This is a genomic window from Mesorhizobium shangrilense, assembly GCF_028826155.1.
Lineage (GTDB): Bacteria > Pseudomonadota > Alphaproteobacteria > Rhizobiales > Rhizobiaceae > Arvimicrobium > Arvimicrobium flavum.
Map to the genome: position 1 here is coordinate 2,581,051 of NZ_JAQGPN010000001.1, position 22,376 is coordinate 2,603,426.

18 protein-coding genes are annotated in these 22,376 nt (G+C 64.2%); 9 read left to right on the plus strand and 9 right to left on the minus strand.

Going from position 1 to position 22,376, the window contains the following annotated elements:
• The first annotated feature begins 79 nt into the window (after positions 1–79).
• Positions 80–1,258 carry a BaiN/RdsA family NAD(P)/FAD-dependent oxidoreductase gene (locus PD284_RS12455; protein WP_274628509.1) on the plus strand — a complete coding sequence of 393 codons (1,179 nt, stop codon included), beginning with the start codon at positions 80–82 and terminating at the stop codon, positions 1,256–1,258.
• Positions 1,259–1,313: 55 nt separating this feature from the next.
• Here PD284_RS12455 and PD284_RS12460 read toward each other — a convergent pair whose 3' ends face one another.
• The gene (locus tag PD284_RS12460; protein WP_274628510.1) at positions 1,314–2,294 is read right to left on the minus strand and encodes an SDR family oxidoreductase; all 981 of its coding nucleotides are present in this window, start codon (positions 2,292–2,294) and stop codon (positions 1,314–1,316) included.
• A 74-nt stretch (positions 2,295–2,368) separates the two neighbouring features.
• Here PD284_RS12460 and PD284_RS12465 point away from each other — a divergent pair, with 74 nt between their 5' ends.
• From PD284_RS12465 to PD284_RS12480, 4 genes are all read left to right on the plus strand, one after another.
• On the plus strand, positions 2,369–2,800 hold the full coding sequence (locus tag PD284_RS12465; RefSeq protein ID WP_274628511.1) for a DUF1810 domain-containing protein: 432 nt from the start codon (positions 2,369–2,371) through the stop codon (positions 2,798–2,800).
• Positions 2,801–2,894: 94 nt separating this feature from the next.
• Positions 2,895–3,698, plus strand: a complete 804-nt coding sequence (locus PD284_RS12470) for a class I SAM-dependent methyltransferase (protein ID WP_274628512.1) — start codon at positions 2,895–2,897, stop codon at positions 3,696–3,698.
• Between the two features lie 73 nt (positions 3,699–3,771).
• On the plus strand, positions 3,772–4,341 hold the full coding sequence (locus PD284_RS12475) for an RNA polymerase sigma factor (RefSeq protein ID WP_274628513.1): 570 nt from the start codon (positions 3,772–3,774) through the stop codon (positions 4,339–4,341).
• 2 nt (positions 4,342–4,343) lie between these two features.
• Positions 4,344–6,437, plus strand: coding sequence for a VWA domain-containing protein (locus PD284_RS12480; protein WP_274628514.1), 2,094 nt, complete (start codon positions 4,344–4,346; stop codon positions 6,435–6,437).
• Positions 6,438–6,467: 30 nt separating this feature from the next.
• Here PD284_RS12480 and PD284_RS12485 read toward each other — a convergent pair whose 3' ends face one another.
• The 3 genes from PD284_RS12485 to PD284_RS12495 all read right to left on the minus strand — a co-directional run bounded on the left by PD284_RS12485 (position 6,468) and on the right by PD284_RS12495 (position 10,558).
• On the minus strand, positions 6,468–7,853 hold the full coding sequence (locus tag PD284_RS12485) for a DUF2235 domain-containing protein (protein ID WP_274628515.1): 1,386 nt from the start codon (positions 7,851–7,853) through the stop codon (positions 6,468–6,470).
• Between the two features lie 412 nt (positions 7,854–8,265).
• On the minus strand, positions 8,266–9,282 hold the full coding sequence (bmt, locus tag PD284_RS12490; protein ID WP_274628516.1) for a betaine--homocysteine S-methyltransferase: 1,017 nt from the start codon (positions 9,280–9,282) through the stop codon (positions 8,266–8,268).
• A 418-nt stretch (positions 9,283–9,700) separates the two neighbouring features.
• Positions 9,701–10,558: a helix-turn-helix domain-containing protein gene (locus PD284_RS12495; protein ID WP_274628517.1), complete on the minus strand. Its 858-nt coding sequence runs from the start codon at positions 10,556–10,558 to the stop codon at positions 9,701–9,703.
• Positions 10,559–10,734: 176 nt separating this feature from the next.
• Between PD284_RS12495 and PD284_RS12500 the strand changes: the two genes are divergently transcribed.
• Both PD284_RS12500 and PD284_RS12505 read left to right on the plus strand, forming a co-directional pair.
• Positions 10,735–11,742, plus strand: coding sequence for a fatty acid desaturase (locus PD284_RS12500; RefSeq protein WP_274628518.1), 1,008 nt, complete (start codon positions 10,735–10,737; stop codon positions 11,740–11,742).
• Between the two features lie 114 nt (positions 11,743–11,856).
• Positions 11,857–12,639, plus strand: coding sequence for a phosphate/phosphite/phosphonate ABC transporter substrate-binding protein (locus PD284_RS12505; protein ID WP_274628519.1), 783 nt, complete (start codon positions 11,857–11,859; stop codon positions 12,637–12,639).
• Positions 12,640–12,688: 49 nt separating this feature from the next.
• Here the strand turns inward: PD284_RS12505 and PD284_RS12510 are convergent, their stop codons facing one another.
• The gene (locus PD284_RS12510) at positions 12,689–14,218 is read right to left on the minus strand and encodes a glycosyltransferase family 39 protein (RefSeq protein ID WP_274628520.1); all 1,530 of its coding nucleotides are present in this window, start codon (positions 14,216–14,218) and stop codon (positions 12,689–12,691) included.
• Between the two features lie 544 nt (positions 14,219–14,762).
• Here PD284_RS12510 and PD284_RS12515 point away from each other — a divergent pair.
• Positions 14,763–16,163 (plus strand): DUF1254 domain-containing protein, encoded by a 1,401-nt coding sequence (locus PD284_RS12515; RefSeq protein WP_338036650.1) that lies wholly within the window; start codon positions 14,763–14,765, stop codon positions 16,161–16,163.
• Positions 16,164–16,223: 60 nt separating this feature from the next.
• On the opposite strand, the gene PD284_RS12520 is transcribed toward PD284_RS12515, so the two are convergent.
• A complete protein-coding gene (locus PD284_RS12520) occupies positions 16,224–17,273 on the minus strand; it encodes an AraC family transcriptional regulator (protein ID WP_274628522.1) in 1,050 nt (349 codons plus the stop codon).
• A gap of 329 nt (positions 17,274–17,602) precedes the next feature.
• On the opposite strand from PD284_RS12520, the gene PD284_RS12525 reads away from it, so the two are divergent.
• On the plus strand, positions 17,603–18,568 hold the full coding sequence (locus PD284_RS12525; protein ID WP_274628523.1) for a bile acid:sodium symporter family protein: 966 nt from the start codon (positions 17,603–17,605) through the stop codon (positions 18,566–18,568).
• A 350-nt stretch (positions 18,569–18,918) separates the two neighbouring features.
• On the opposite strand, the gene PD284_RS12530 is transcribed toward PD284_RS12525, so the two are convergent.
• The 3 genes from PD284_RS12530 to PD284_RS12540 are packed head-to-tail and all read right to left on the minus strand — an operon-like array spanning position 18,919 to position 22,337.
• The gene (locus PD284_RS12530; protein WP_274628524.1) at positions 18,919–21,507 is read right to left on the minus strand and encodes a GcvT family protein; all 2,589 of its coding nucleotides are present in this window, start codon (positions 21,505–21,507) and stop codon (positions 18,919–18,921) included.
• 51 nt (positions 21,508–21,558) lie between these two features.
• Positions 21,559–21,945, minus strand: coding sequence for a RidA family protein (locus PD284_RS12535; protein ID WP_274628525.1), 387 nt, complete (start codon positions 21,943–21,945; stop codon positions 21,559–21,561).
• Positions 21,942–22,337, minus strand: coding sequence for an endonuclease domain-containing protein (locus PD284_RS12540; protein ID WP_411956202.1), 396 nt, complete (start codon positions 22,335–22,337; stop codon positions 21,942–21,944). The genes PD284_RS12535 and PD284_RS12540 overlap by 4 nt, the downstream gene beginning before the upstream one ends.
• Positions 22,338–22,376: the final 39 nt, after the last annotated feature.

Genomic DNA, 22,376 nt, shown 5'->3' on the forward strand with positions numbered 1-22,376 from the left:
TATCAGGCACCGACAGCTTTGGCCGGCGGAGAAGATGGTTGGTGCGGAAGCATCGGTGAGCCAGCGGGAACAAGACGAAATGCAGTCCTTTGATGTGGTGGTGATCGGCGCCGGCGCTGCGGGCATGATGTGCGCCGTTGAAGCGGGCAAGCGCGGTCGTTCGGTGCTGATCGTCGATCATGCAGCAAAGCCTGGCGAGAAGATCCGCATATCGGGCGGCGGCCGCTGCAACTTCACCAATATCCATGCGAGCCCAAAGAACTTTCTCTCGCAAAACGCGCATTTCTGCATATCGGCGCTGAGTCGCTACACCCAGCGCGACTTCATCGCGCTCGTGGAGCGTCACGGTATCGCCTACCACGAAAAGACGCTTGGACAGCTGTTTTGCGATGGGTCGGCGCGGCAGATCATCGACATGATGGTCTGGGAAATGCAGGCCAATGGCGTCGAATTGCGGCTGTCGACTACGGTTGAGGAAGCCAGCAAGACCGCCGACGGGTTTGAACTCGTTCTCTCGGGCCGCAAGGTCGCTTGCAGGTCGCTGGTGGTGGCGTGCGGCGGCAAGTCGATCCCCAAGATGGGCGCGACCGGCTTCGGCTACGAACTGGCAGCGCGGTTCGGGTTGCCCGTCGTCGAGACGCGGCCGGCACTGGTGCCGCTGACCTTCGACGCCAATACGCTGGCGAAGCTGGCGCCGCTTTCAGGCATTGCGGTCGATGCCGAGGTCGCCTGCGGCAAGACCAGGTTCTCGGAAGCCATGCTGTTCACCCACCGCGGAATCAGCGGGCCATCGATCCTGCAGATCTCGTCCTACTGGCGCGAGGGCGACGAGATCGCGATCTCGATGCTACCGGGAACGGATGTGGCTGCCGAGCTGCGCGAGGCCAAGCGCGCCAATGGGCGGCAGGCGCTGCAAACGGCGCTCGCAGCCTATCTGCCGAAGAAGCTGGCGCAGGCGATCGCCGAGCGCACCGGTTTTGACGGCAATCTCGCCGGCCTATCCGATGCGCAGCTGAAGACGGTCGATACGGCCGTCAATCAATGGCGCATCAAGCCGGCTGGCTCGGAAGGCTACCGGACCGCGGAGGTCACGCTGGGCGGTGTCGACACCGCGGCGCTCGACCAGAAGACGATGCAGGTCAGATCCGTGCAGGGCCTGTTCTTCATCGGCGAGGTGGTCGATGTCACCGGCTGGCTGGGAGGCTACAATTTCCAGTGGGCATGGTCGTCCGGTTGGGTCGCAGGGCAGGCGGCCTAGAAGGCACGCGGGTTGCGCGGAGCGGCCCGCGCAACTGTGCCTGTCAGCGGGACGGTCAGTAGCCGCCGACGATGGGCAGGATCTCGCCGGTGATATAGCTGGCGCAATGCGGCGAGGCGAGGAACACGTAGGCCGGCGCGATCTCCTCCGGCTGGGCCGGGCGCTTCATCGGCGTCTTGGCCCCGAACTGCGCGACGTCGGTCGCTTCCTTCTCCGACGGGTTGAGCGGCGTCCATACGGGGCCGGGGGCCACGGCGTTCACCCGGATGCCCTTTTCGATCAGGTTGCCCGAAAGCGCCCGCGTGAAGGCATGGATGCCACCCTTCGTCATCGAATAGTCCACGAGTTCCTTGCTGCCGTCGATGCCGGTGACCGAGCCGGTGTTGATGATCGAGGACCCCTTCTTCATATGCGGCACGGCCGCCTTCGCCATGTGGAAGTAGCCGTAGAGATTGGTCTTCAGGGTGGTGTCGAAATGCTCGTCGGTCAGGTCCTCGAACTTTGTGGAGTGGATCTGGAACGCGGCGTTGTTCACCAATATGTCGAGGGCGCCGAGCTTCTTCACCGTCTCCTCGACGGCCTTCGCGCAAAAGGCTGCCTCAGACACGTCGCCCGGAATGAGGATGCAGCGCGCGCCTTCTGCCTCAACCGCCGCCTTGGTCGCCTCTGCATCGGTCGTCTCGGTCAGGTAGCAGATGGCGACATCCGCGCCTTCGCGGGCAAAGAGCACGGCGACCGCGCGTCCAATGCCGGAATCGCCGCCGGTGATCAGCGCCACCATGCCCTTCAGTTTTTCCGAGCCTCTGTAGTAGGGCGCATCGTAGAGCGGCGCCGGGTCGATTTCGGATTCGTGGCCAGGCTTCGCATGGTGCTGCTTGGGGAAGGGAGGCTCGGGATATTTTCGAGCGCCCGCCTGCATGGCCGAACTGCCCTTCGCCTGATTCTTGTTGGCTGCGTCCGTGGTGTCGACGCCCTTCTGGATCTTGCGCTGCTTGTCGGCCTCTTCACGGGCGGATCGTTTCGATGCGGTCGCCATAACAATCTCCTTTTGCTGTCGGAGACCTAACTCCAGACGGCGCAAAAGGTTGTCTGCCGGCGGGGAGGAACAGCATGTCCAGCGATCCCTTCGATCTCCAGCGCTTCTTTGATGCCCAGGCGCCGGTCATCGAAACCGTGCGCCGCGAACTTGCTGCAGGGCGCAAGGCAAGCCACTGGATGTGGTTCGTCTTCCCGCAGATCGCGGGCCTCGGCTTCAGCGCCATGTCGCAGCGCTACGCGATCGCCTCGCTCGCTGAGGCGCGCGCTTATCTGGATCATCCCGTCCTGGGCGCGCGACTGCGGGAATGCGTCGAACTGGCGCTGCGCCACCGCGCCCGCACTGCGCACGAGATCTTCGGCAGCCCGGACGACATGAAGTTCCGCTCCTGCCTGACGTTGTTCGACAAGGGTGTGCCCGGCGACGTGTTCGCCGAAGCGCTGGCAACCTTCTTCGAGGGCGAGCGGGACGAGGCGACGCTGCGAACAGTGCAATCCTGGTCATAGGCGCTGCGGATCGGCTGGGGTGTCTGTCGCGGTCGACGCTTTGCACGGGCCACGGCGTGCAGTATCCTTTGCCATTCCCAGTCGGGAGGCCGCAATGACGTCCAGCTTCAGCGTGCACAGCGCCGATGGATATGACCGGCTGATGGGGCGGTGGAGCCAGAAACTGGCGCCGCTGCTCATCGATTTTGCGGGACTGGCCGACGGTGAGCGCGTCATCGATGTCGGCTGCGGAACAGGCAGCCTGACATTCGCGCTGCCGGGCAAGGCCAATCTCAAGGAGATCGCGGCGATCGACTTTTCGCCCGTCTTCGTCGCCGCCGCGAAGCAGAGGAACACCGATGCCCGCATCGCAATCCAGGAGGCCGACGCCTGCGCGCTGCCTTTCCCGGACAATCGTTTCGATCGGGCGATGTCGCTGCTGGTGCTCCACTTCGTGCCGGAGGCCGGCAAGGCGGTCGCGGAGATGCGCCGCGTCGTGCGGCCGGGCGGCATAGTGGCGGCCGCGGTCTGGGACCACCTTGGAGGCATGCCCGTCATGCGGATGATGTGGGATACGCTCGCCGCAGGAAACGAAAGCGCGCGTCAGATGCGACGTAAGTACTTCTTCCAGCCGATGATGCGTCCCGGCGAAATGAAGCAGAGCTTTGTCGACAACGGCCTGCTGCACGTCGAGGAAACCTCGCTGCTGATCCGCATGGATTACCAGTCGTTCGAAGACTACTGGGCGCCGATCGCAGCAGGCGAGGGTCCGCTCGGCTGGTATGTCACGTCGCTCGCTCCAGAAGAGAGGGCGCACGCCGACACGGCGGTGCGAGCGGCCTACGAGGGCGGGGAGCCGGACGGCCCGCGCTCGTTCGTATCGGTTGCCTGGGCCTGCCGCGGAACGGTGCCCGGCTGACCGGTTCCGGCTTCGCGAAAATTCTCTCACGCTCCCCCAAAGGAACGCCGCAATCTCTTCGTCCAACGGTGAAATGACGGCGATCTTGCTGGAAGAACGGGCGGCGTCCGACACGGAACTGATCGGACGGGCGCGACAGGGCGACAGGGAGGCTTTCGGCGAACTCGTCGGGAGGCACTACGCTTTCGTCCATCGCGTCGCCTGGCGCTGGGCGGGCAACCGCGCCGACGCCGAGGACATCGCGCAGGACGTGTGCGTGCGGGTGGGAAAGGCGATCCACGGCTTCAAGGGCGAGGGCGCCTTCACGACATGGCTCTACGCCATGACCCTGAACGCCGCGCGCGACCTGAAGCGCAAGCAGGTGCGCGACGGCGCCAAGGCCGAGGCCTTCGGCGTGCACGCGCTGATTGCGGGCGGTGCGCTGCACGAAGGGACGCCGGAGGATCCGGCCGAACGGCTCTGGATCGCGGTGCGCATGCTCTCCGACAAGCAGCGCGAGGCGGTCATGCTGGTCTATGGCGAGGGCATGAACCACGCCGCGGCGGCCGATGCGATGGGGGTGGCCGAAGCCACCGTCTCCTGGCACGTCCATGAAGCGAAGAAACGGCTGAGTGAGATGATGCTCTCGGCCGGGGAAGACTGATCATGGTTGAGAAGGACGAACTCGACATCCTGCGTACCGCGACAGTGCCGGCCCCCCGCGCGGAGGCGAGGGCGACCGCGCTGCGCGCCGCAGTGGAAAGCTTCGATGCGAAAAATACGTCGACCGGTGCCCAAGAATCGGCCGCGCCATTGCGTCTCACCGAGCGAGCAAGAAAGCTCTGGAGAGACATGATGCAACACAAACTGCTCGCGACGCCGGCCCTGGCGACGCTCGTCGCGCTGCCCATCGCCGGCTATGCCGCCTTCACCCTGATGGATGGAAATCCCTTCGGCTTTGAACGGAAGGGCGAGGACTTCGCGGAATCCTCCGGCAAGGGGGCCGCGCTGTCTCCGGTGCAAAAGCCCGCGGAGGTCGCGGTCGAGCGACGCGACCAGCTGCCCCCGCCTTCTCCCGAGCGTATGAAGAATGACGCCGACCAGGCGGCAGGAGAGGTTGCTCAGATGCCCGCCGCGTCCGAGGCCGAGACCATCGCCGGCGGTCGGAGCGAAGCTGCACGCGGCGCCATGGCGGACCAACTCTCCTCCGCTCCGGCAGCACCGCGCGCCGTGCTCAACAACCCGACGCGGCTGTCACGCCAAGCGGCCAAGCAATCGGGCCCGATGCCGGCGCCGGCGCCGGCAGATATCCTCCTTCAGCCGGAAGCGAACCGGGACAGGGTCGAGGAATTCAAGACCAATCCGGTGCATTCGACGGCCGAGGATCCGGTCTCGACCTTCTCGATCGACGTCGACACGGCCTCCTATTCGTTCGCACGCCGCTCGCTGAAGGAAGGCGTGCTGCCGCAGGCCGACACAGTGCGCGTCGAGGAGATGATCAACTATTTTCCGTATGACTGGAAAGGCCCCCACAGCGCCGAGACACCGTTCAACACGGACGTTTCGGTGATGCCGAGCCCGTGGAACCAGAACACCAAACTGATGCACGTCGCCATCAAGGGCTACGACGTGCAGCCCGCCGAGCAACCCAAGGCGAACCTCGTCTTCCTGCTCGACGTCTCTGGTTCGATGAACGAGCCGGACAAGCTGCCGCTCCTGCAGTCGGCGTTCCGGCTGCTCGTCAACAAGCTCAGGCCCGACGACACCGTGTCCATCGTCACCTATGCGGGCGACGCTGGCACGGTGCTGGAGCCCACGAAGGCGTCTGAGCGCGAAAGAATCCTGCAGGCGATCGACACGCTGGCGCCGGGCGGCTCGACCGCTGGCGAGGCCGGGATCAGGGAAGCCTACCGGCTTGCCCAAAAATCCTTCGTCAAGGACGGCGTCAACCGCGTCATGCTGGCGACCGACGGTGACTTCAATGTCGGCCAGACCGACGACCAGGATCTCAAGCGCATCATCGAGGAGAAGCGGAGGTCCGGCGTGTTCCTCTCGGTATTCGGTTTCGGCCGCGGCAATCTCAACGACACTATGATGCAGGCCATCGCGCAGAACGGCAACGGCACCGCGGCATACATCGACACACTGCAGGAGGCCGAGAAGGTGCTGGTGGAGGACGCTTCCTCGACGCTCTTCCCGATCGCCAAGGACGTAAAAATCCAGGTCGAGTTCAATCCCGCGAAGGTCTCCGAATACAGGCTGATCGGCTACGAGACCCGGGCGCTCGCCCGCGAGGATTTCAACAACGACCGGGTCGACGCCGGCGAAATCGGCTCGGGCCATTCGGTGACGGCGATCTACGAGATCACGCCGAAGGGCAGCGGGGGGGAGATGATCGACAGCCTCCGCTACGGCGAGGCTTCGACCAGCAATGGCGGCGTCGCCAATGCGGACGAATACGCCTTCGTGAAGATCCGCTACAAGGCGCCGGACGGTGACGTGTCGAAGCTGATCACCACGCCTGTCACCAGCGCAAACGAGGCGCCGTCCTTCGACGCGGCGAGCGCCGACCAGCGCTTCTCGGTGGCGGTCGCAGCCTTCGGCCAGAAGCTCAGGGGCGCCGACCAGACCGCGGACATGGGCTGGGAGCGCATCACCGAGATTGCCACCGCGGCGCGCGGAACCGATCCGTTCGGCTATCGCTCGGAGTTCTTGTCGCTGGTCAGGCTGGCGGCGGCGCTCGACACGGGCGGGCGGTGAATTGCGCCCAGGCGTGTGGTTGCGTTGCGTTCACGCGGGGCGGTCCGCGTAAGGATCATATTTCATCCGCAGTCCCATCTTCGACACCTCCCCAGCATCGATGCGCGCCTTGACTGACGGATGCTGAACGAATTCGCGGCTGAAGCTTCGGCGTTGGCGGTTCCAACTCCGTCTTAGGCGCATTGGCCACCATCGGGGATACATTTCAAAGCCCCGCTCGATCTCGCAGTGCTGCATTGCCGTGGGGTCGGGATAGAGATGGAGCTTGTTTCGATCGATGATCAGCGGGGGATCGGCGCCTGTAGCCTGCTCGACCATCCACTCGAGTGCGATGTCGGACAGGCGCGACTCGTCTTCGGGATAGCTGCCGCCGATGTCCGAGTGGTTGCCCGCGAACCACATCTGAATGAGCCACTTGGGCTCCGTCTTGGTTCTTTCGGGCTGGTCCTTGGCTCCTGCCCAGGGCACCCGATCGAACGTAGCGCGGTCTTCGTCGATCGCGAGCGCATGGCGGGCGTACCTGACGCGGGGATCGAGAAATCGGTCATAGTGAGCGAATTTCCATGAGCTCCAGTGCCAGCGGAAGTCGCCTTTGTTCGGGAAGTCTCGAATGAACTTGATGCGATGCTTGAGCGCATACAACCCTGCGGCAACGCCGGCGCCCAGCAGGAGGGCGAGGAAGATGCATAGAGTACTCCAGCCCGTCATCCAGCCTAAGACAAAACTCAACGCGAAGGGCAGTCCCGCGCCCACCCCCAGCAAGCCAGTGAGATAGGCCAGCCTTTTGAAGCCCGAGACACCGAGCGCTGCAACGGTGTCGAACACTCCGATGAAGTATGGGGCCACATTGCCCCTTTTCGGATGTTCGCTCACCGAGCCGTACTTGTCTCGAAAACGCCTCGCCTTCTCTTCCCTTTCTTCCTCGAATTCGCGTCGCGGCCGCCCAGCGCCATGCTCGTAGACCCGGTGCACGGCTTCCTCGGCTATGGCCCGGCACGCGGCGCCGTACCGCGGTATGGCTGAGCCGTCCGGCATTCGTGTCGGCACTCCGCACAAATTGAGGACACCGGCAACGCTGCGGACAGTGTAAGCTCCTCGGCTGAAGCCGAAGAGAAAAATCAGGTCACCCGGTTCGTAGTGGCGCAGGATTGCCTCGTAGCAATCCGCAACGTTGCGCGTGAACCCGGTGCCGGTAGCGGAACTCCAAGCCTTCCTCAGCCTGCTCCATGCCGTCTCGACTTCTCCTGATCCAAGTCCGGCATCGTAGTATGCGACCTGTCGGGCCGGGCTGATCCCGCTGTCAGGGCCGCTGCGCACTGCCCTGTACAGCTTGTAGACGTTGCTCAAATTCTGGTCCGGGCGGAGCCCGCCAGCCTGCCCAGTTCCGTCAGAGCATATGACGATGTTCTTTGGCATGCCTGGCAACCGCTGCCTCCCGGCATCGCCTCACACTGCCAGTGCTGTCGAACTGCTGCCTGTGGCAGGATAGCGAAGGATTTATGTTGCCTATTTGTTCTACAACTATTGAGAGCGATTGCAATAGGCTTTGATCTCCAGGGTTGATTTTTCCCGATAATTCCGCATGAATTTTGAAGCGCGCGGGGAAACCCGGCGAAAGAAATCGCAATGCGCGGTCGTTGATGCAGTGAGACGTGCCGATGCCGCAGGCGTGTGCAGGCAGGCGGTCGAGTTGCTGGCTCCGTCGGGTGGGATCCCCTGATGCGGAGCCGGAAGGGCGGCGAGGCAGGCCGGCGAGGGAAGACCCCTTGCCGGCCTCTTTCATGCAATTGGAGGGATGGGCCTGGTCAGGCCCAGACGGATGCGAACCTCAGCCGCGGCTGCGGCGGCGCTCGCGGCGGCCGTCGCCGGCTTCGGGCGCATTGGCTTCTGCCCGCTTGTTGCGCATCGGGCCGATGCGCTCGATGACGGTCTCGACCGTCGGACGCGCGGCCTTCCTGTGGGCGTCGAGCGCCTTGCGCATGGCGGCGAGATGCTCGAACGAGGTGCCGCAGCAGCCGCCGACGATCTTTGCGCCGGAATCCACGGCGAGGCGCGCATAGTCCGCCATCAGCGTCGGTGTGCCGGAGTAGCGGATCTCCGAGCCGTGGAATTCCGGAATGCCGCAGTTGCCCTTGACGATGACGGTCGCCTCCGGCCGGGCGTCCGTCATGTCCAGCAGCGAGGCGAGGATGTCAGAGGCGCCCACGCCGCAATTGGCGCCGACGGCGAGCGGAGCTTGGCCCAGGCCGTCGACGACCGCGTGGATGTCCTTCGGCAGCAGGCCCATCATGGTGCGGCCGGCCGTGTCGAACGAGCCTGTATAGGTATAGGGCAGGCCGACCTTGATCGCCGCCTCGGCCGCGGCGCGGATCTCGTCGGGGGCGGACATGGTCTCGATCCATGCGACCTCGGCGCCGCCCGCCTTGAGGCCCTCGATCTGTTCCACGAAAGCGGCGACGGCGTCCTCGTAGCTCAGCGCGCCGAGCGGGATCAGCAACTCGCCGGTCGGACCGACCGAGCCGGCGACGATCACCTTGCGTCCGGCCTTGGCGGCGACGGAGCGCGCGATCTCGGCCGCTCGCTTGTTGATCTCGAAGACGCGGTCCTGGGCGTGATGGAGCTTGAGCCGGTGACGGGTGCCGCCAAACGTGTTGGTCAGGATGATATCGGCGCCGGCGTCGACAAAACCCTGATGGAGCTGGGCAATGGTGTCCGGCGCCGTCTCGTTCAGGATTTCCGGCGCTTCGCCTGCCTGCAGGCCCATGTTGAAGAGGTTGGTGCCTGTGGCCCCATCGGCGAGAAGGACGCCCTTCTCGGCCAGCAAAGCGTCGATTGGGTTCAGCATGGCGGTGACTTTCGGCAAGATCAGGATGGGAATAACGATATAAAGAAGTCTTTATGTCGGGTCAACAATTTGCGCCTGCGCTTGTGACCACTTTCAGTCGAATATCTCGACTTCGATCTCGGTGCAGGCGTCGCCGTTGGTCGGATGGAAATCGACCGAACAGGCGGTGACGACGACGAGCAGGTCGTGCTCTGCACGCAAGGTGGCCGCGTCTCTCCGGCGTGCTCAGCCCAGTCGAGCGGCTCGCGGGTGCGATAAAGCCCAGAAATCCGCGACCTGTTGGCTGCCTTCGGATCGAGGACGCGCAACCGCTCGCCCTTGGCTGTACGAAATGCGCAGCCCGAAATCGCGGCGATGACGGTTCGCCGGACGTCCTGCAAGGTTGCTCCAGGTTGCGAGGAAGACGGGCAACTGGCGGTCAGCTGCGGGCATCGGCAAGCGGAATCTCCGCCAGACGGCGCGCATGGGCCGCCGCCTCGTGGGCATGGACCTTGGCCGACCGGATCAGGTTGTCGAAGTGCCGCGTCAGCGTGCGGATCGGCGATGGCGCATTGAGCACCATGTACATGTCGCCGACATAGATCGCCGCGCGAAACGAGCCGAAGATCGTGTAGGGCACCGAGTAGCGGGAGCGGCCGTCATAGAGGAACAGCCGGAACGTCGGGTAAAGGTCATCCAGGAGGTCGGCCATGTGCAAAAGCTGGGCCCGCCGCTCATGGGCGGGAAAATGGTCCCACACGCCCAGCCCGCGCGCAAAGATCTCCAGCGTGTGGCGCGGCATGCAGGTTTCCATGTCGGTTTCCGGTCGCCGGTTGTAGTCGATGCGGTCCCGCGTCTCGCTGGCCTGTACGTCGGGGTCGCGATGGGTGATTCCGGCCTCGTAGTCCACCAGGGCGCCGGTGCGCAGCAGGTCGGGAATGCCGGCTGGCACGTAACGCACCTTGGCGCCGGCCGCCTCCGCGTACCAGCGCGCCATGAAGGATTCGCCGTAGCCGGAAATGCCCTCCTCGATCTCCATCATGTCGCGGATCTCGCCGGTCAGCGCCTCGTCCTGGCTCATGCCCAGAAGCCAGTCGAGGGAAACCTTGTACTCCTCGGCGATGTTGAGAAGCGTCTCGGCACGCGGAAGCCGGGTCGAGGCGCCGGACAGGAGCTGTGACAGCGCCGATCGGTCGATGCCGACAGCCGCGGCGAATGCAGACTGATTGAGGTCCGAGCGCTGCAGGAGCTGCTTGAGCCGCTCGCGAAACGTCCGGGACAGATCGCGTTTGTCCATTCCACCAGTTCCCGATTGTCCCCTATAGTCCCTTTTTGTCTACAATTCGCAACATATGATTATTTTGCGTCGCATAGTCATCATATTATGCACAAAGTCGCGTTGAAGCACCTACGGTCTACTGACACCATGCTGTCAGCAGCGCCGAGATTCGGACGTTGCGAGGCTGGAGCAGCATGAGCACTGGACGACGTCGCATCAACACAAGAGCTGTCGAATGGCCTACGGTCATCTTGATCGCAGTTTGTTATGCCGCCTGGGCGGGGCTGCTGTTCTTCGCCTACACCCCCTATCCGGTGCTGTCTCTCGTCGCGCTCGGGGTGGTGCTGGCGCTCCAGTCTTCGCTGATGCATGAGGCCTCCCATGGCCACCCCACTCGCTCCGGATGGATCAACGAACTCCTCGTCGGGCTGCCGATCGGCCTCGTCTATCCGTTTCGGCGCTTCCGCGCCCTGCACCTGCGCCACCACGCCGACGAGCGCCTGACCGACCCGTTCGACGATCCCGAAAGCTACTACCGCGCCTTCTGGCAGCACGAGCAGCTGCCGGGCGCGATGAAGGTGCTGCTTAAAGTCAACAATACCATGCTGGGCCGCATCGTGCTCGGTCCGCTGCTGGGTACCTGGATATTCGTGAATTCGGAAATCAAGCTGATCGTCGATGGGGACGTGGCGGTGCGCAAGGCCTGGCTGCTGCACGGACTGGGCCTGGCGATCGTCGTGCCGCTGATCGCGTTCGCCTCCAGCGTTCCGTTGTGGCTCTATCTGGTCGTGCCGGTCTGGATCGGCCAGTCGATCATCGCGATCCGCACGTTTGCCGAGCACCAGTGGTCGGAACGCCCTGACGGCCGCACGATCATCATCGAGCGCTCGCCGCTCGCCTTCTTTTTCCTCAACAACAACCTTCATCTCGTTCATCACAAGGCGCCGACGGCGCCCTGGTACCGGCTGCCGCAACTATTCCGCGAGCGACGCCAGGAATGGATCGAGCTGAACGGCGGCTACGTCTATCCGAGCTATTTCGCGCTGTTCAGGGATTTCGCCTTCAGGGCGAAGGAACCCGTGGCGCATCCCTTCCTTCGGCGCATGTCGGAACCCGGGCGGGCGTTCCGACCGCGGGTGCGGGCTCACAATGTGAGCGGAATGGGGACCGCACCCGTGCCCGCCGAGCCGCCGAAGGAGTAGACTTTCGGGCGTCGGAACGCTGCCGGCGCGGTAGTCTTTCCGCCTCTCTCGTGCAACCGCGAAGGGCGTGCGATGCAGGCGCAATAAACGCCACCTCATGCTATCCAAGATTCTATGAGCAGATACGTCGCCGCGCTCCCCATGTATGACTGGCCCGAGCGCACCGAGGAAGTCGATGCGCAATGGGCCACGATCCGCGATCGCCTGCGCGCAGCCGGCGTCGACGCGCCAGAGCAGTTGGCGCGCTGCAACGGGGACATACCGGCCGTGCCTGGCGGCATCAGGGATAGGCGCGGGGAGGTCATCGCGCCGGATCCGGCGACATTGCCCTCGCACGAGTTCCACTTCCCGACCCTGTGGCGACATCCGGACCTGCTTTTTGCCCAAGCCTGCTGGGGGCCGATGGAACTCGGTCTGGCGGATGACGTGCAAGTCGTCGGCCAGCCTGACTATTCGGGCATCGAAGGAGGGCAGGGCGAGTTCTATTCGAGCGCTCTGGTGATGCGCTGCGGCGAGGCTGCGCCGGCGCCGGCCGATGGATGCGCGGCGATCCCGCTGGCCGTGCTCCGCGGCAAACGGCTCGCGTACAACAGCCTCGATTCGATGTCCGGCATTATGGCGCTGACGCGCGACCTAGCGGGCATGGGCGAAGGCCTCGACACCTTCTCCGATCGCATCGAGAGCGGGGGTCACCGCAATTCGATCATTGCCGTCGCCGAAAGCAGGGCGGATGTGGCCGCGGTCGACTGCATGAGTTGGGCGCTGGCGCAACGCTTTGAGCCTGCCGCGCGCGATCTGGTCGTGGTCGGCTGGACCTCGCGGCGAAAGGGCCTGCCCTACATCGCGTCCAAACGGATACCAGATATCGATCCGATGCGCAGCGCGGTTCGGGGCTGACCGGCCGGAGGCCGCCTCACGTCTTTCCTTCGAAGCGAGGTCGCCCCACTCATTCGGCGCACAGCGGCGCCTGTGCTGCACCCGCGGTGGCCGGGTCGGACTGCTCGAGCGCGATGAAGGAGACAGTCCGCGTGCCGCCCCGGCGCTCCTTCGCCTCGACCGTGTGGATGGGGCCGTCGAGCGAATACCCAGCGGCGACGAGGGGGTCGAGCACTTCGCTGGGGGGGCAGGCGTCGTCGAGCCATATGAGGACAGCCGGCTCCTGCAGAAGCGTCGCAAAGGCGGGAACTTCCTCGGTCAGCAGGTGAAGGTCTTGGTCGACAAGCCTGAAATTGCCGATCCAGGATTCCTGCGACACGATTGTGCGCACCGGCTCCACCGCCTTCATCTCGCTGTAGAGGGCAGGATAGTCGAGCCTGACGGTGCGTCCCAGACCGGAGCCGCCGTACGCCTGCACGTACCAAAGGGCGGGCATGGTGAGCACGGCGGCGAGGAGGCCGGCCAGTATCACAACGCCCTGCGCCTTCCTGCCACGCTCGCCCAGCGGCTCTATCCACGCGGCAAGCGCGGCGGGAAGCAGGAACAGCACGGGGAGCATCCAGCGGTCGCGGACGTTCGTCGCGCCGCTCGCGACAACCAGGATCGCGGTGATCACCAGGCCGAAAGCGAGCGTGCGCCACAGGAGGCTGTCACCCAGGCTGGCTGCGTGCCGCAGCTCCGGCGGACGCACCTTGGCAATGGCAAGCGCCACGCCGAACACGATGACGGTTATGATGCTGAACTCGAAGCTGGCGTCGATCAGCTTCGCGATGCCGGCCAGCGCCGTGGAGAGGAAGGAGAGTTCGTCCGTGCCGATGCTGAACTTGCCGGTTCGGGCGAGAAGGCGGTCCACATGGGCAAGGCTCCAGACCAGCGTAGGCGCGAGGGCGAGCAGCGCTGCGGCCAGGCTGATCAGCAGGCCGGGCTTGAGAATTGGCTGGCGAAGCTTGCGAATCGAGAAAGCCGCAGCAAGCATTCCGCCGAGGGCGATGGCGTTGTTGTATTTGGCGAGGATGGCGGCGGCGGCGGAGATGCCCAACGTCGCGTAGTTCGCGGGCGACTGCCGCCGGGCCAGCCGTGCAAGCGAAAGAAGCGCCAGCGATGCGAAGCAGATCGCGGCGACGGAATGCGACAGGGCGCGCTGCGATTCCCATACCCACTGGGGGAGGGTCATCATCCCGAACAGGGCTGCGGCGGCCGTCGTGCGGCTGTAGCCCAGGCTGCGCATGGTGGCATGCACGGCGGCGAGGCCGGCGAAGAACACCAGATACTTCACCAGACGCAGTGTGAAGACGTTGGTCCCGAACGCTTGGGCGGCAGCCCAGTTGATCCATGTGTAGATCGGCGGCTGGGAGCCCCCATAGCCGGCCTGCAGGTAGGGCAGGTAGATGAGCTGTTCGGCGTCGTCGATGCCAACGCCGGCTCCGAGCCAGCACACGATCGCGGCCTGGCTCACGGCTTGCAGCAGCGCATAGAGGGCGGCGATGGCCACCGCCGCATCGAGCGGGCCGACCTTTCCATCGCCAAGCCAATCGGCCAATGCCGTCAATTTCCTCACGCGCTCTCGGCCTCCGGAAAAACGTGCCGCTCCGCTAGCACGCGCCCGTCGCCCGGTACAGCAACCGTGCGGGAAGGCAGCGCCGCGCTGTGGATTTCGGCTCCGATGAAGGCAGTCCGGATTTCACAAATAGGGGCCCCTTACCGTTCCGGGCGGCGAGGATCGTGTCCTTTTCGATGAGGGCCGAGGCTGTGAAGCGGGCTGATCACGCCGGGCGTACGGGTGTTGCAGGAACTGGATAGCTGTGGGTTTCCGCTACTACTATGGTGATGGAAGCTGCGATGTTACCTTGCGGATCCGGACCGCGGGACCACCGCGAGAAGGTTCGGAACAGGTGTGAGGTCAAGCACGCCAAACGGAGGAAATGCATCCGCTCGACGAATTCCATAAATCTGGCGAGGCAATAACACTTTTCGATCAAAAATTGGAGGAAGACATGCATTGGGCCAGCAAAAACTGTGCAAGGAAGACGTTTCTCAATTTCTGTCGAATAGGCGTCACAGCGAGTGTCGTCGCATTTATGCCGATGGCGACCGCTACTGCCGCCGAGGCGATCACCGAAGAAGAGGCTCACGCGATCGGCGTCGAGGCGTATGTCTATTTCTATCCCCTGATCACGATGGACATCACGCGACAGCAGCTCACCAACGCCGAGGCCAAGCCAGGCTTGATCGGCGGCCCTCCCAACGCATTCAACAATATCGCTGAATTCCCGCCGGCGGACATGAAGGTCGTCGTGCGTCCGAACTTCGACACGCTTTATTCCAGCGCCTGGCTGGACCTGACGAAGGAGCCGGTGGTGGTGTCGGCGCCGGATACGCAGGGGCGCTACTATCTGCTGCCCATGCTCGACATGTGGACAGACGTTTTTGCATCGCCGGGCTGGCGCACGACCGGAACTGGAGCCGGTCATTTCCTCATTGCTCCTGCCAACTGGCGGCCTGACCTTCGCGAAAAATTCGACGAGTACAAGCTGCCGGAGGGGACCCAGAGGATCGATGCGCCGACGCCCTATGTCTGGATCATCGGGCGTACCAAGACGGACGGTCCGCCGGACTACGATGCCGTCCACAAGATCCAGGATGGCTACAAGGTCACGTCGCTATCGGAGTGGGACCAGAAGCCGAAAGCTTCCGAGGTGAAGATCGATCCGTCGATCGACATGAAGACGCCTCCCAAGACCCAGGTCGACACCATGCCGGCCGACAAGTACTTCGCCTATGCCGCCGAACTCCTGAAGCTCCATTCGCCGCACGGTACCGATCAGCCAATACTTGCGCGACTGAAGCGGATCGGCTTCGAGCCGGGCAAGACGTTTGAGCTTTCGAAGGCAAGCGATGCGGTGCAAAAGGGCCTGAAAACGGCGCCCGAGGTTGCGCAGAAGCTGATGGACTGGAAGGTCAAAACGCTCGCTCGGGTCGCCAACGGTTGGTCGATGAACACCGACACGATGGGCGTCTACGGCAACTACTACCTCAAGCGCGCCATCGTCGCCCAGCAGGGACTTGGCGCCAACCTTCCGGAAGACGCCATTTACCCGCTCAACCTTGCCGACGAGGACGGGCAGCCGCTCGACGGCAAGAACAACTACACGATCCACTTCGAAAAGGACCAGTTGCCTCCCGCCGCCGCCTTCTGGTCCATCACCCTCTACGACCATCAGGGTTTCCAGGTGGCCAACGTGCTGAACAGGTTCGCGGTCAGCAGCTGGATGCCGTTCCAGCATAACGCCGATGGCTCGCTCGACCTCTACTTCCAGCACGAGAGCCCCGGCAAGGACATGGAGGCAAATTGGCTTCCCGCTCCCGACGGACCGTATAACCTGACGATGCGCCTCTACGCACCGAAGGCGGTCGCCTTGATCGGGAAATGGAATCCGCCTGCCGTGGTCAAGACCAACGCACTCCCTGCCATTGCCGCCCAGTAGGCCGGCAGTTCGCTGAATACGCTCCGAGCACCCGCGTCGGGGTAACGGGGATAGACGGGCTCAGTTGGACACCGCTCCGGTTCTCCAATTGAGCCCGTCGCTTTGCGAATGCACCGCAGTTACAAGGCTTCCCGAGCCCAGCGATCGGTTGAGCGTCGCGGAGGGCAACTCGCCGAACTGGCGAAAATACTCTGCGGAGAAGTGGCCGAAATGCAGGAAGCCGAAGCGCGATGCCACCGTCGTCACAGTTCGCTCGGCTTCCGGATGGGTGAGTGCGCGACGCGCCGCGTTGAGGCGCAATTCCAGGAGAAGCCGTTTCGGGGGGCGGCCGAACGCCTCCAGACAGCTCAGGAAAAGCGTTCGCTCCCGGACGCCGAGGCTTTCGCACATCGCGCCTACGCTCATCGGCGTTTCGACGTTGTCGAGAAGCATGTCGCGTAGTTTCAGCGCCGTTCGGGCGCGGCGATGCAATGGCTCCGCCACTTCCGACGACGGAACCATGCCCAGAACGGTGTCCACGAGCGCTCCCTCGATCAATTCCAGAGTGTCTTGATGGATGCCCTCCTGCGCTCCCTGAAGCAGCGCCGTGAGCAACCTCAGAACGGTCGCGCCGCGGCGGGCAATCTCGCCTTCTGAAACCGTCCATGCGCGGTCGAGATATCTGCGGGCGAGGCCATTCCCGCCGCGCCGGATCCACATCCAGCGCTCGATCTGCTCGACCGGGATCGCGGCGATGGCGAGACCAGCGGCTCCGTTGGCGGTGAAGGCCATGTCGTCACATGGTCCGACCAGCAGTGGCTGGCCAATTGCGACCTGACGTCCTCGTAGATGCAGCGTGCCTTCGACCGCCACCGGTAGCGCGATGACCCAGGACCCCGGGGGCGCGCAGCCACGTTGCATGATCCCCGGCCGGTAGGTGACGCGGCCGACCTGCATCGTGTTGAGCACGACCTGCGCGATACGCCCGTCGAAGCTGCCGCGGCCAATGTGGTCGTACTTCTGGTCCCAGGCGACCGGGCTTCCAGCCATGGCGTCGAAATCGGAGAACCGCGCGTCGAACGCGGCGATCAGTTCCACGCGACGCGTATTGGTGGCGACCGGACTGTCCACACGCCTTCCCTTGCCGTTACGAGAGGTGATCAGATATACGGGCGACGCCCCAGTCAAGATTTCGAAGCTATGCCAGGCAAACGCCCGGATACGTCCGCTCGTCAGTCGAGCTGAAATCCTCGCCGTGAAATGTATTCAACTGTAGCGTGCAAGATTTGACGCAACGTCATCGAGTTCATGTTGACGGTGCGTCAATAGAAAATGTGACGCACGCGGGATGTTTCTGGTTGCAATTCGTAAAGCTCGGCGTGAAAAGCGTGCAACTTCCTGTCGTTCTGGCGCGTCCGGGCAGGAATATTCCCCGAACAACTTTTTAGGGATAAATCATCGTGCAGGCACTTGCTTCATTCTCGGCGTTCGTCGGGCGCAGTTTCGCGATCTGGGTGATCGTCTTCGCTGTGCTCGCCTTCCTCCTGCCGTCGACCTTCAGCGTGTTCGCGCCGTGGATCGTGACGCTGCTGGGCATCATCATGTTCGGCATGGGCCTGACGATCTCGGCCAAGGACTTCGCCGAAGTCGGACGCCGCCCGTTCGACGTGTTCATCGGCGTCGCGGGGCAATTCCTGATCATGCCGCTGCTGGCCGTGCTGCTCACCCGCGTCATCCCGATGTCGCCGGAAGTGGCGGCGGGCGTGATCCTCGTCGGCTGCTGCCCGGGCGGCACGGCAAGCAACGTCATGACTTATCTCGGCAAGGGCGACGTCGCCCTTTCGGTCGCCTGCACCAGCGTCACCACGCTGTTGGCGCCCATCGTGACGCCCTTCCTCGTCTGGATGTTCGCCAGCCAGTACCTGCCGGTCGACGCAATGAGCATGTTCATGTCGATCGTGAAGGTGATTCTTGTGCCGCTGGCGCTCGGCTTCGCCATCCAGAAGATCGCGCCGGCCGCGGTCAAGGCCGCCGTGCCGGCGCTACCGCTGGTCAGCGTCGTCGGCATCGTGCTGATCGTGGCGGCCGTCGTCGCCGTAAACCAGGTCAAGATCGCGGAATCGGGCCTGCTGATCTTCGTGGTCGTTGTCCTGCACAACGGGCTGGGACTGCTGCTCGGCTATTTCGCCGCCCGCGCCGCCGGCCTGTCGCTGGCCAAGCGCAAGGCGATCTCGATCGAGGTCGGCATGCAGAACTCCGGTCTCGGCGCAGCGCTCGCCGCGGCGCACTTCTCGCCGCTGGCGGCCGTGCCGAGCGCCGTCTTCAGCGTATGGCACAACATCTCGGGCGCACTCGTCGCGAACTGGTTTTCGCGCATGGAGGAGCCCGGCGTAAAGGGCAGCGAGACCGCCACGCAGAAGGCTTGACCGTAACATCCGCTCTTGAACGACGCCGGGCTTGCCCCGGCGTTCTCATTTTCGGGAAAGGCGCGTGTCGAGCGGGTAGGTGCGCGGCGCATCGACCGAGGCTTCGACCTTCGTGTCGAAGGGCACGATCCTGCGGCCACGGCCGACGTTTGTGCCCGGCCTCATTGCAGGTCATCGCAATCGCCCCCACTCCGGTCGGCTTCGCCGACCACCTCTCCTCCGTTCGACGAGGGAGAGGAGGGGCGCCAACCTTGCCGCCTTTCCTCTCCCCCCGGGCAGGGGGAGAGGTGCTGAGCGAAGCGAGGCGGAGTGGGGGTGATTGCGGATCATCTGGTGCGATTGCGCGCCTACTATCCCCGCATTTTCTCGCCGGCCGGATCGAAGGGCGGCTCGATATTGATGCGGGCAGGGCGGCGGTGGCCGAGGATCTCGATCTCGAACAGGCCCCCGCTCTCGTTGGCGGCAAGCTCCGCCGGCACGTAGCCCTGGGCCATCGACTTGCCGACATAGTGGGCGAAGCCGCCCGACGTCACCCAGCCGACCACCGACCATTCGCCGTCATGGATGCCGCGCACCGCGGATGCGCCTGAGGCGGCAGACGAACCACGAACGGCCTTCCCGCTGGCATCGAAGCGCGGCGCGCCATAGCCGTGCGGCTTCTCCACTGTGCCGAAATCCCTGCCGTTCACCTTGGCCCAGATCGGCTCGTCGCCCATGACGTCGGCGTCGGCCGCGTCCACGACCAGCGAGACGCGGCGCAGCTTGCCGCCGCCCGCCGTGAGTTGCTTGGCGGCCTCGTCCCGGCCGATAAAATCGTTCTTCTCCATGCGGATGAAACGGTCCATCGCGCCCTCGAACGGCCCGTAGATCGGGCGAAGCTCGCGGAACCAGGTGGGAAAATTCTTCTCCAGCCGCATGGAGAGCAGCGCCCGCATGCCGAAGTCGACGATGCCGAACTCCTCTCCGGTCTCCTTGATCGCCGCATAGACGAGCCGCTGGTAGGCCGGCTGCATCCAGATCTCGTAGCCGAGGTCGCCCGTGTAGGTGATGCGGTTGACCATGCAGGGCGCGCCGCCGACCGCCATTTCGCGGAAGTCCATGAAGCGGAAGGCTTTCGTCGAGACGTCGACGTCGACCAGTTTCTGCAACAGCGCCTGCGACTTCGGGCCTGCGATGGAGAGGCCGACCAGCGTCTGGTCGAAACGGTGGATGCGGATCAAGCCGTCCTTCGGCAGGTGTTTTTCGAACCAGCGCATGTGGTACTTCTGGGCCGCCGACGAGCCCCAGATCATGAATTTTTCCTCATCCGTCCTGGTAGCGGTGTTGGCAATCGTAAAATCGCCGATCAGCCGGCCGAACTCGTTGAGCATCGGCGTCAGCACGATGCGGCCCTTCTTCGGCATGCGGTTGGTCATGAGGCGATTCAGGAAATCCTCCGAACCCGTTCCGCTGACTTCATATTTCGCGAAGTTGGCGATCTCGGTGACGCCCACACGCTCGCGGACGGCGCGCACCTCATTGCCGACATGGACAAAATCGTTCGAGCGGTGGAAGGAGACGATGTCCTTCGGCTCGGCTCCCGTCGGCGCGAACCAGAGCGGCGTTTCCAGGCCCCATGAATCGCCCATGACGGCGTTCTGCGCGACCATCGTGTCGTAGAGCGGGGTGGTCTGGGCCGGGCGCGCCGCCGGAAGCTCCTCGTTCGGGAAGCGGATCGAGAAGCGGCGCGAATAGTTTTCGCGGACCTTGGCGTTGGTATAGCGCAGCGACGCCCATTCGCCCCAGCGGGCGACGTCCATGCCCCAGACATCGAAGCCGGGATCGCCGTTCACCATCCAGTTCGACAAGGCGAGGCCAACGCCGCCGCCCTGGCTGAACCCGGCCATGACGGCGCAGGCCACCCAGTAGTTGGTGAGGCCCTGGACCGGGCCGACCAGCGGGTTGCCGTCGGGCGCGAAGGTGAAGGGGCCGTTGATGACCTGCTTTATCCCCGCATTGGCGATGCCGGGGAAATGCCGGAAGCCGACCTCGAGCGAGGGCGCGATACGGTCGAGGTCGGGGGGCAGCAGCTCGTGGCCGAAGTCCCACGGCGTGTTGACCGGCGACCAAGGCTTGCAGGCCTTCTCATAGGTGCCGAGCAGGATGCCGTTGCGCTCCTGCCGCGTGTAGATCTCGCCCTTGAAGTCGAGCACGCCGACCATCTCGCGGCCGGTCTCGCGGTTGAACGCCTCGACCTCGGGCATCGGCTCGGTGAGGAGGTACATGTGCTCCATGGCCAGCACCGGCAGCTCAACGCCGACCATGCGGCCGACCTCGCGCGCCCACAGGCCGCCGCAGTTCACCACGTGCTCGGCCTTCACCGTGCCCTGCTCGGTGATGACGTTCCAGGTGCCGTCCGGCTGCTGGGTCAGTTCCTTCACCGAGTTGCGCAGCACGATCTCGGCACCCAGCTTCTTCGCCGCCTTGGAATAGGCGATGGTGGTGCCGGACGGGTCGAGATGGCCCTCGACCGGGTCCCACATGGCGCCGACGAAGTGGCTCTCGTCCATGAACGGGAACATCGCCTTCGCCTCGGAGGGCGTGATCAGCTCGGTGTCCATGCCGAGATAGCGGCCCTTGGCGTGCGCCAGCCGCAAAAAATCCATGCGTTCCGGGCTGTCGGCAAGCATGACGCCGCCGGTCAGGTGCAGCGAGCAGGACTGGCCCGAGACTTCCTCCAGCTCCTTGTAGAGCTGGACGGTATAGGCCTGCAGCTTGGCCACGTTGGGGTCGCCGTTCAGCGTGTGGAAGCCGCCGGCCGCGTGCCAGGACGAGCCGGAGGTCAGCTCCGAACGCTCGATGAGCATGATGTCGGTCCAGCCGGCGCGGGCGAGGTGGTAGAGCACCGAACAGCCGACGACGCCGCCGCCGATGACAACTGCTTTGACATGGGATTTCATGATGTTGCGTCCGTTCGTGCAAAAACCGATTCAGGTGGTTGAGAAAATGAGTCAGGCGGCGGCAATGGCCTCGATCTCAAGCAGCCATTTGTCGTCGAAGATATCGCAGATGATGACCGTCAGCGCGATCTCGCGGCCGGCAAGCACCTCGTTGCGCACCGTGCGGTTGGGCATGGCGTAGCGGCGGTCCGACAGGAAGATCGTCGCCTTGACGAGATTGTCGAGCGTCATCCCGGCGGCGCGGAGCTGCGCTCCGATGTTTTGCCAGCAGAGCCTCGCCTGGGATTCGAAGTCTTCCGGCACCTTGCCGTCGGCACTCTCGGGGATCTGGCCGGAGACATAGAGCGTGCGGGTGGCGCCGGTCACTTCCAGCGCTTGAGCATAGCCGCCCTTCGACTGCGGGGCGTCCGGGGCGTGGATGGCGCGGCGGGAGGTCATGCGTGCTCTCCGGCGAGGCGGGCAACGTCCCGCGAGGTTTGCGACGCGTAGGCGAAACGAAGGTCGGCACTCTCAACCGCCTCCGCCAAGCGCCCATCGAGCGCGGCGAGGATGGTGTCGCAGACGGAGGTGCGATGTCTCAGGACGTCGTGGTTCCAGAAGCGGAGGGTGGAGAAGCCCTGCTGGCGCATGAATTCGTCGCGGCGTCGGTCGTGTGGGCTGTCGGCGTGCTGGGAGCCGTCGATCTCGACGATGAGCTTAGACTTCCGACAGGCGAAGTCTGCGATGTATGGTCCGATGGGGAATTGGCGCACAAAGTGATGTCCGCCGAGTCGCTTCGCCTTCAATTCAAGCCAAAGTAGCGCTTCTTCCTTGGTGCCGTCCTTGCGCATGGCGCGTGCGCGCGCCGTAGCCTTCGGTGGTCGGCGAGT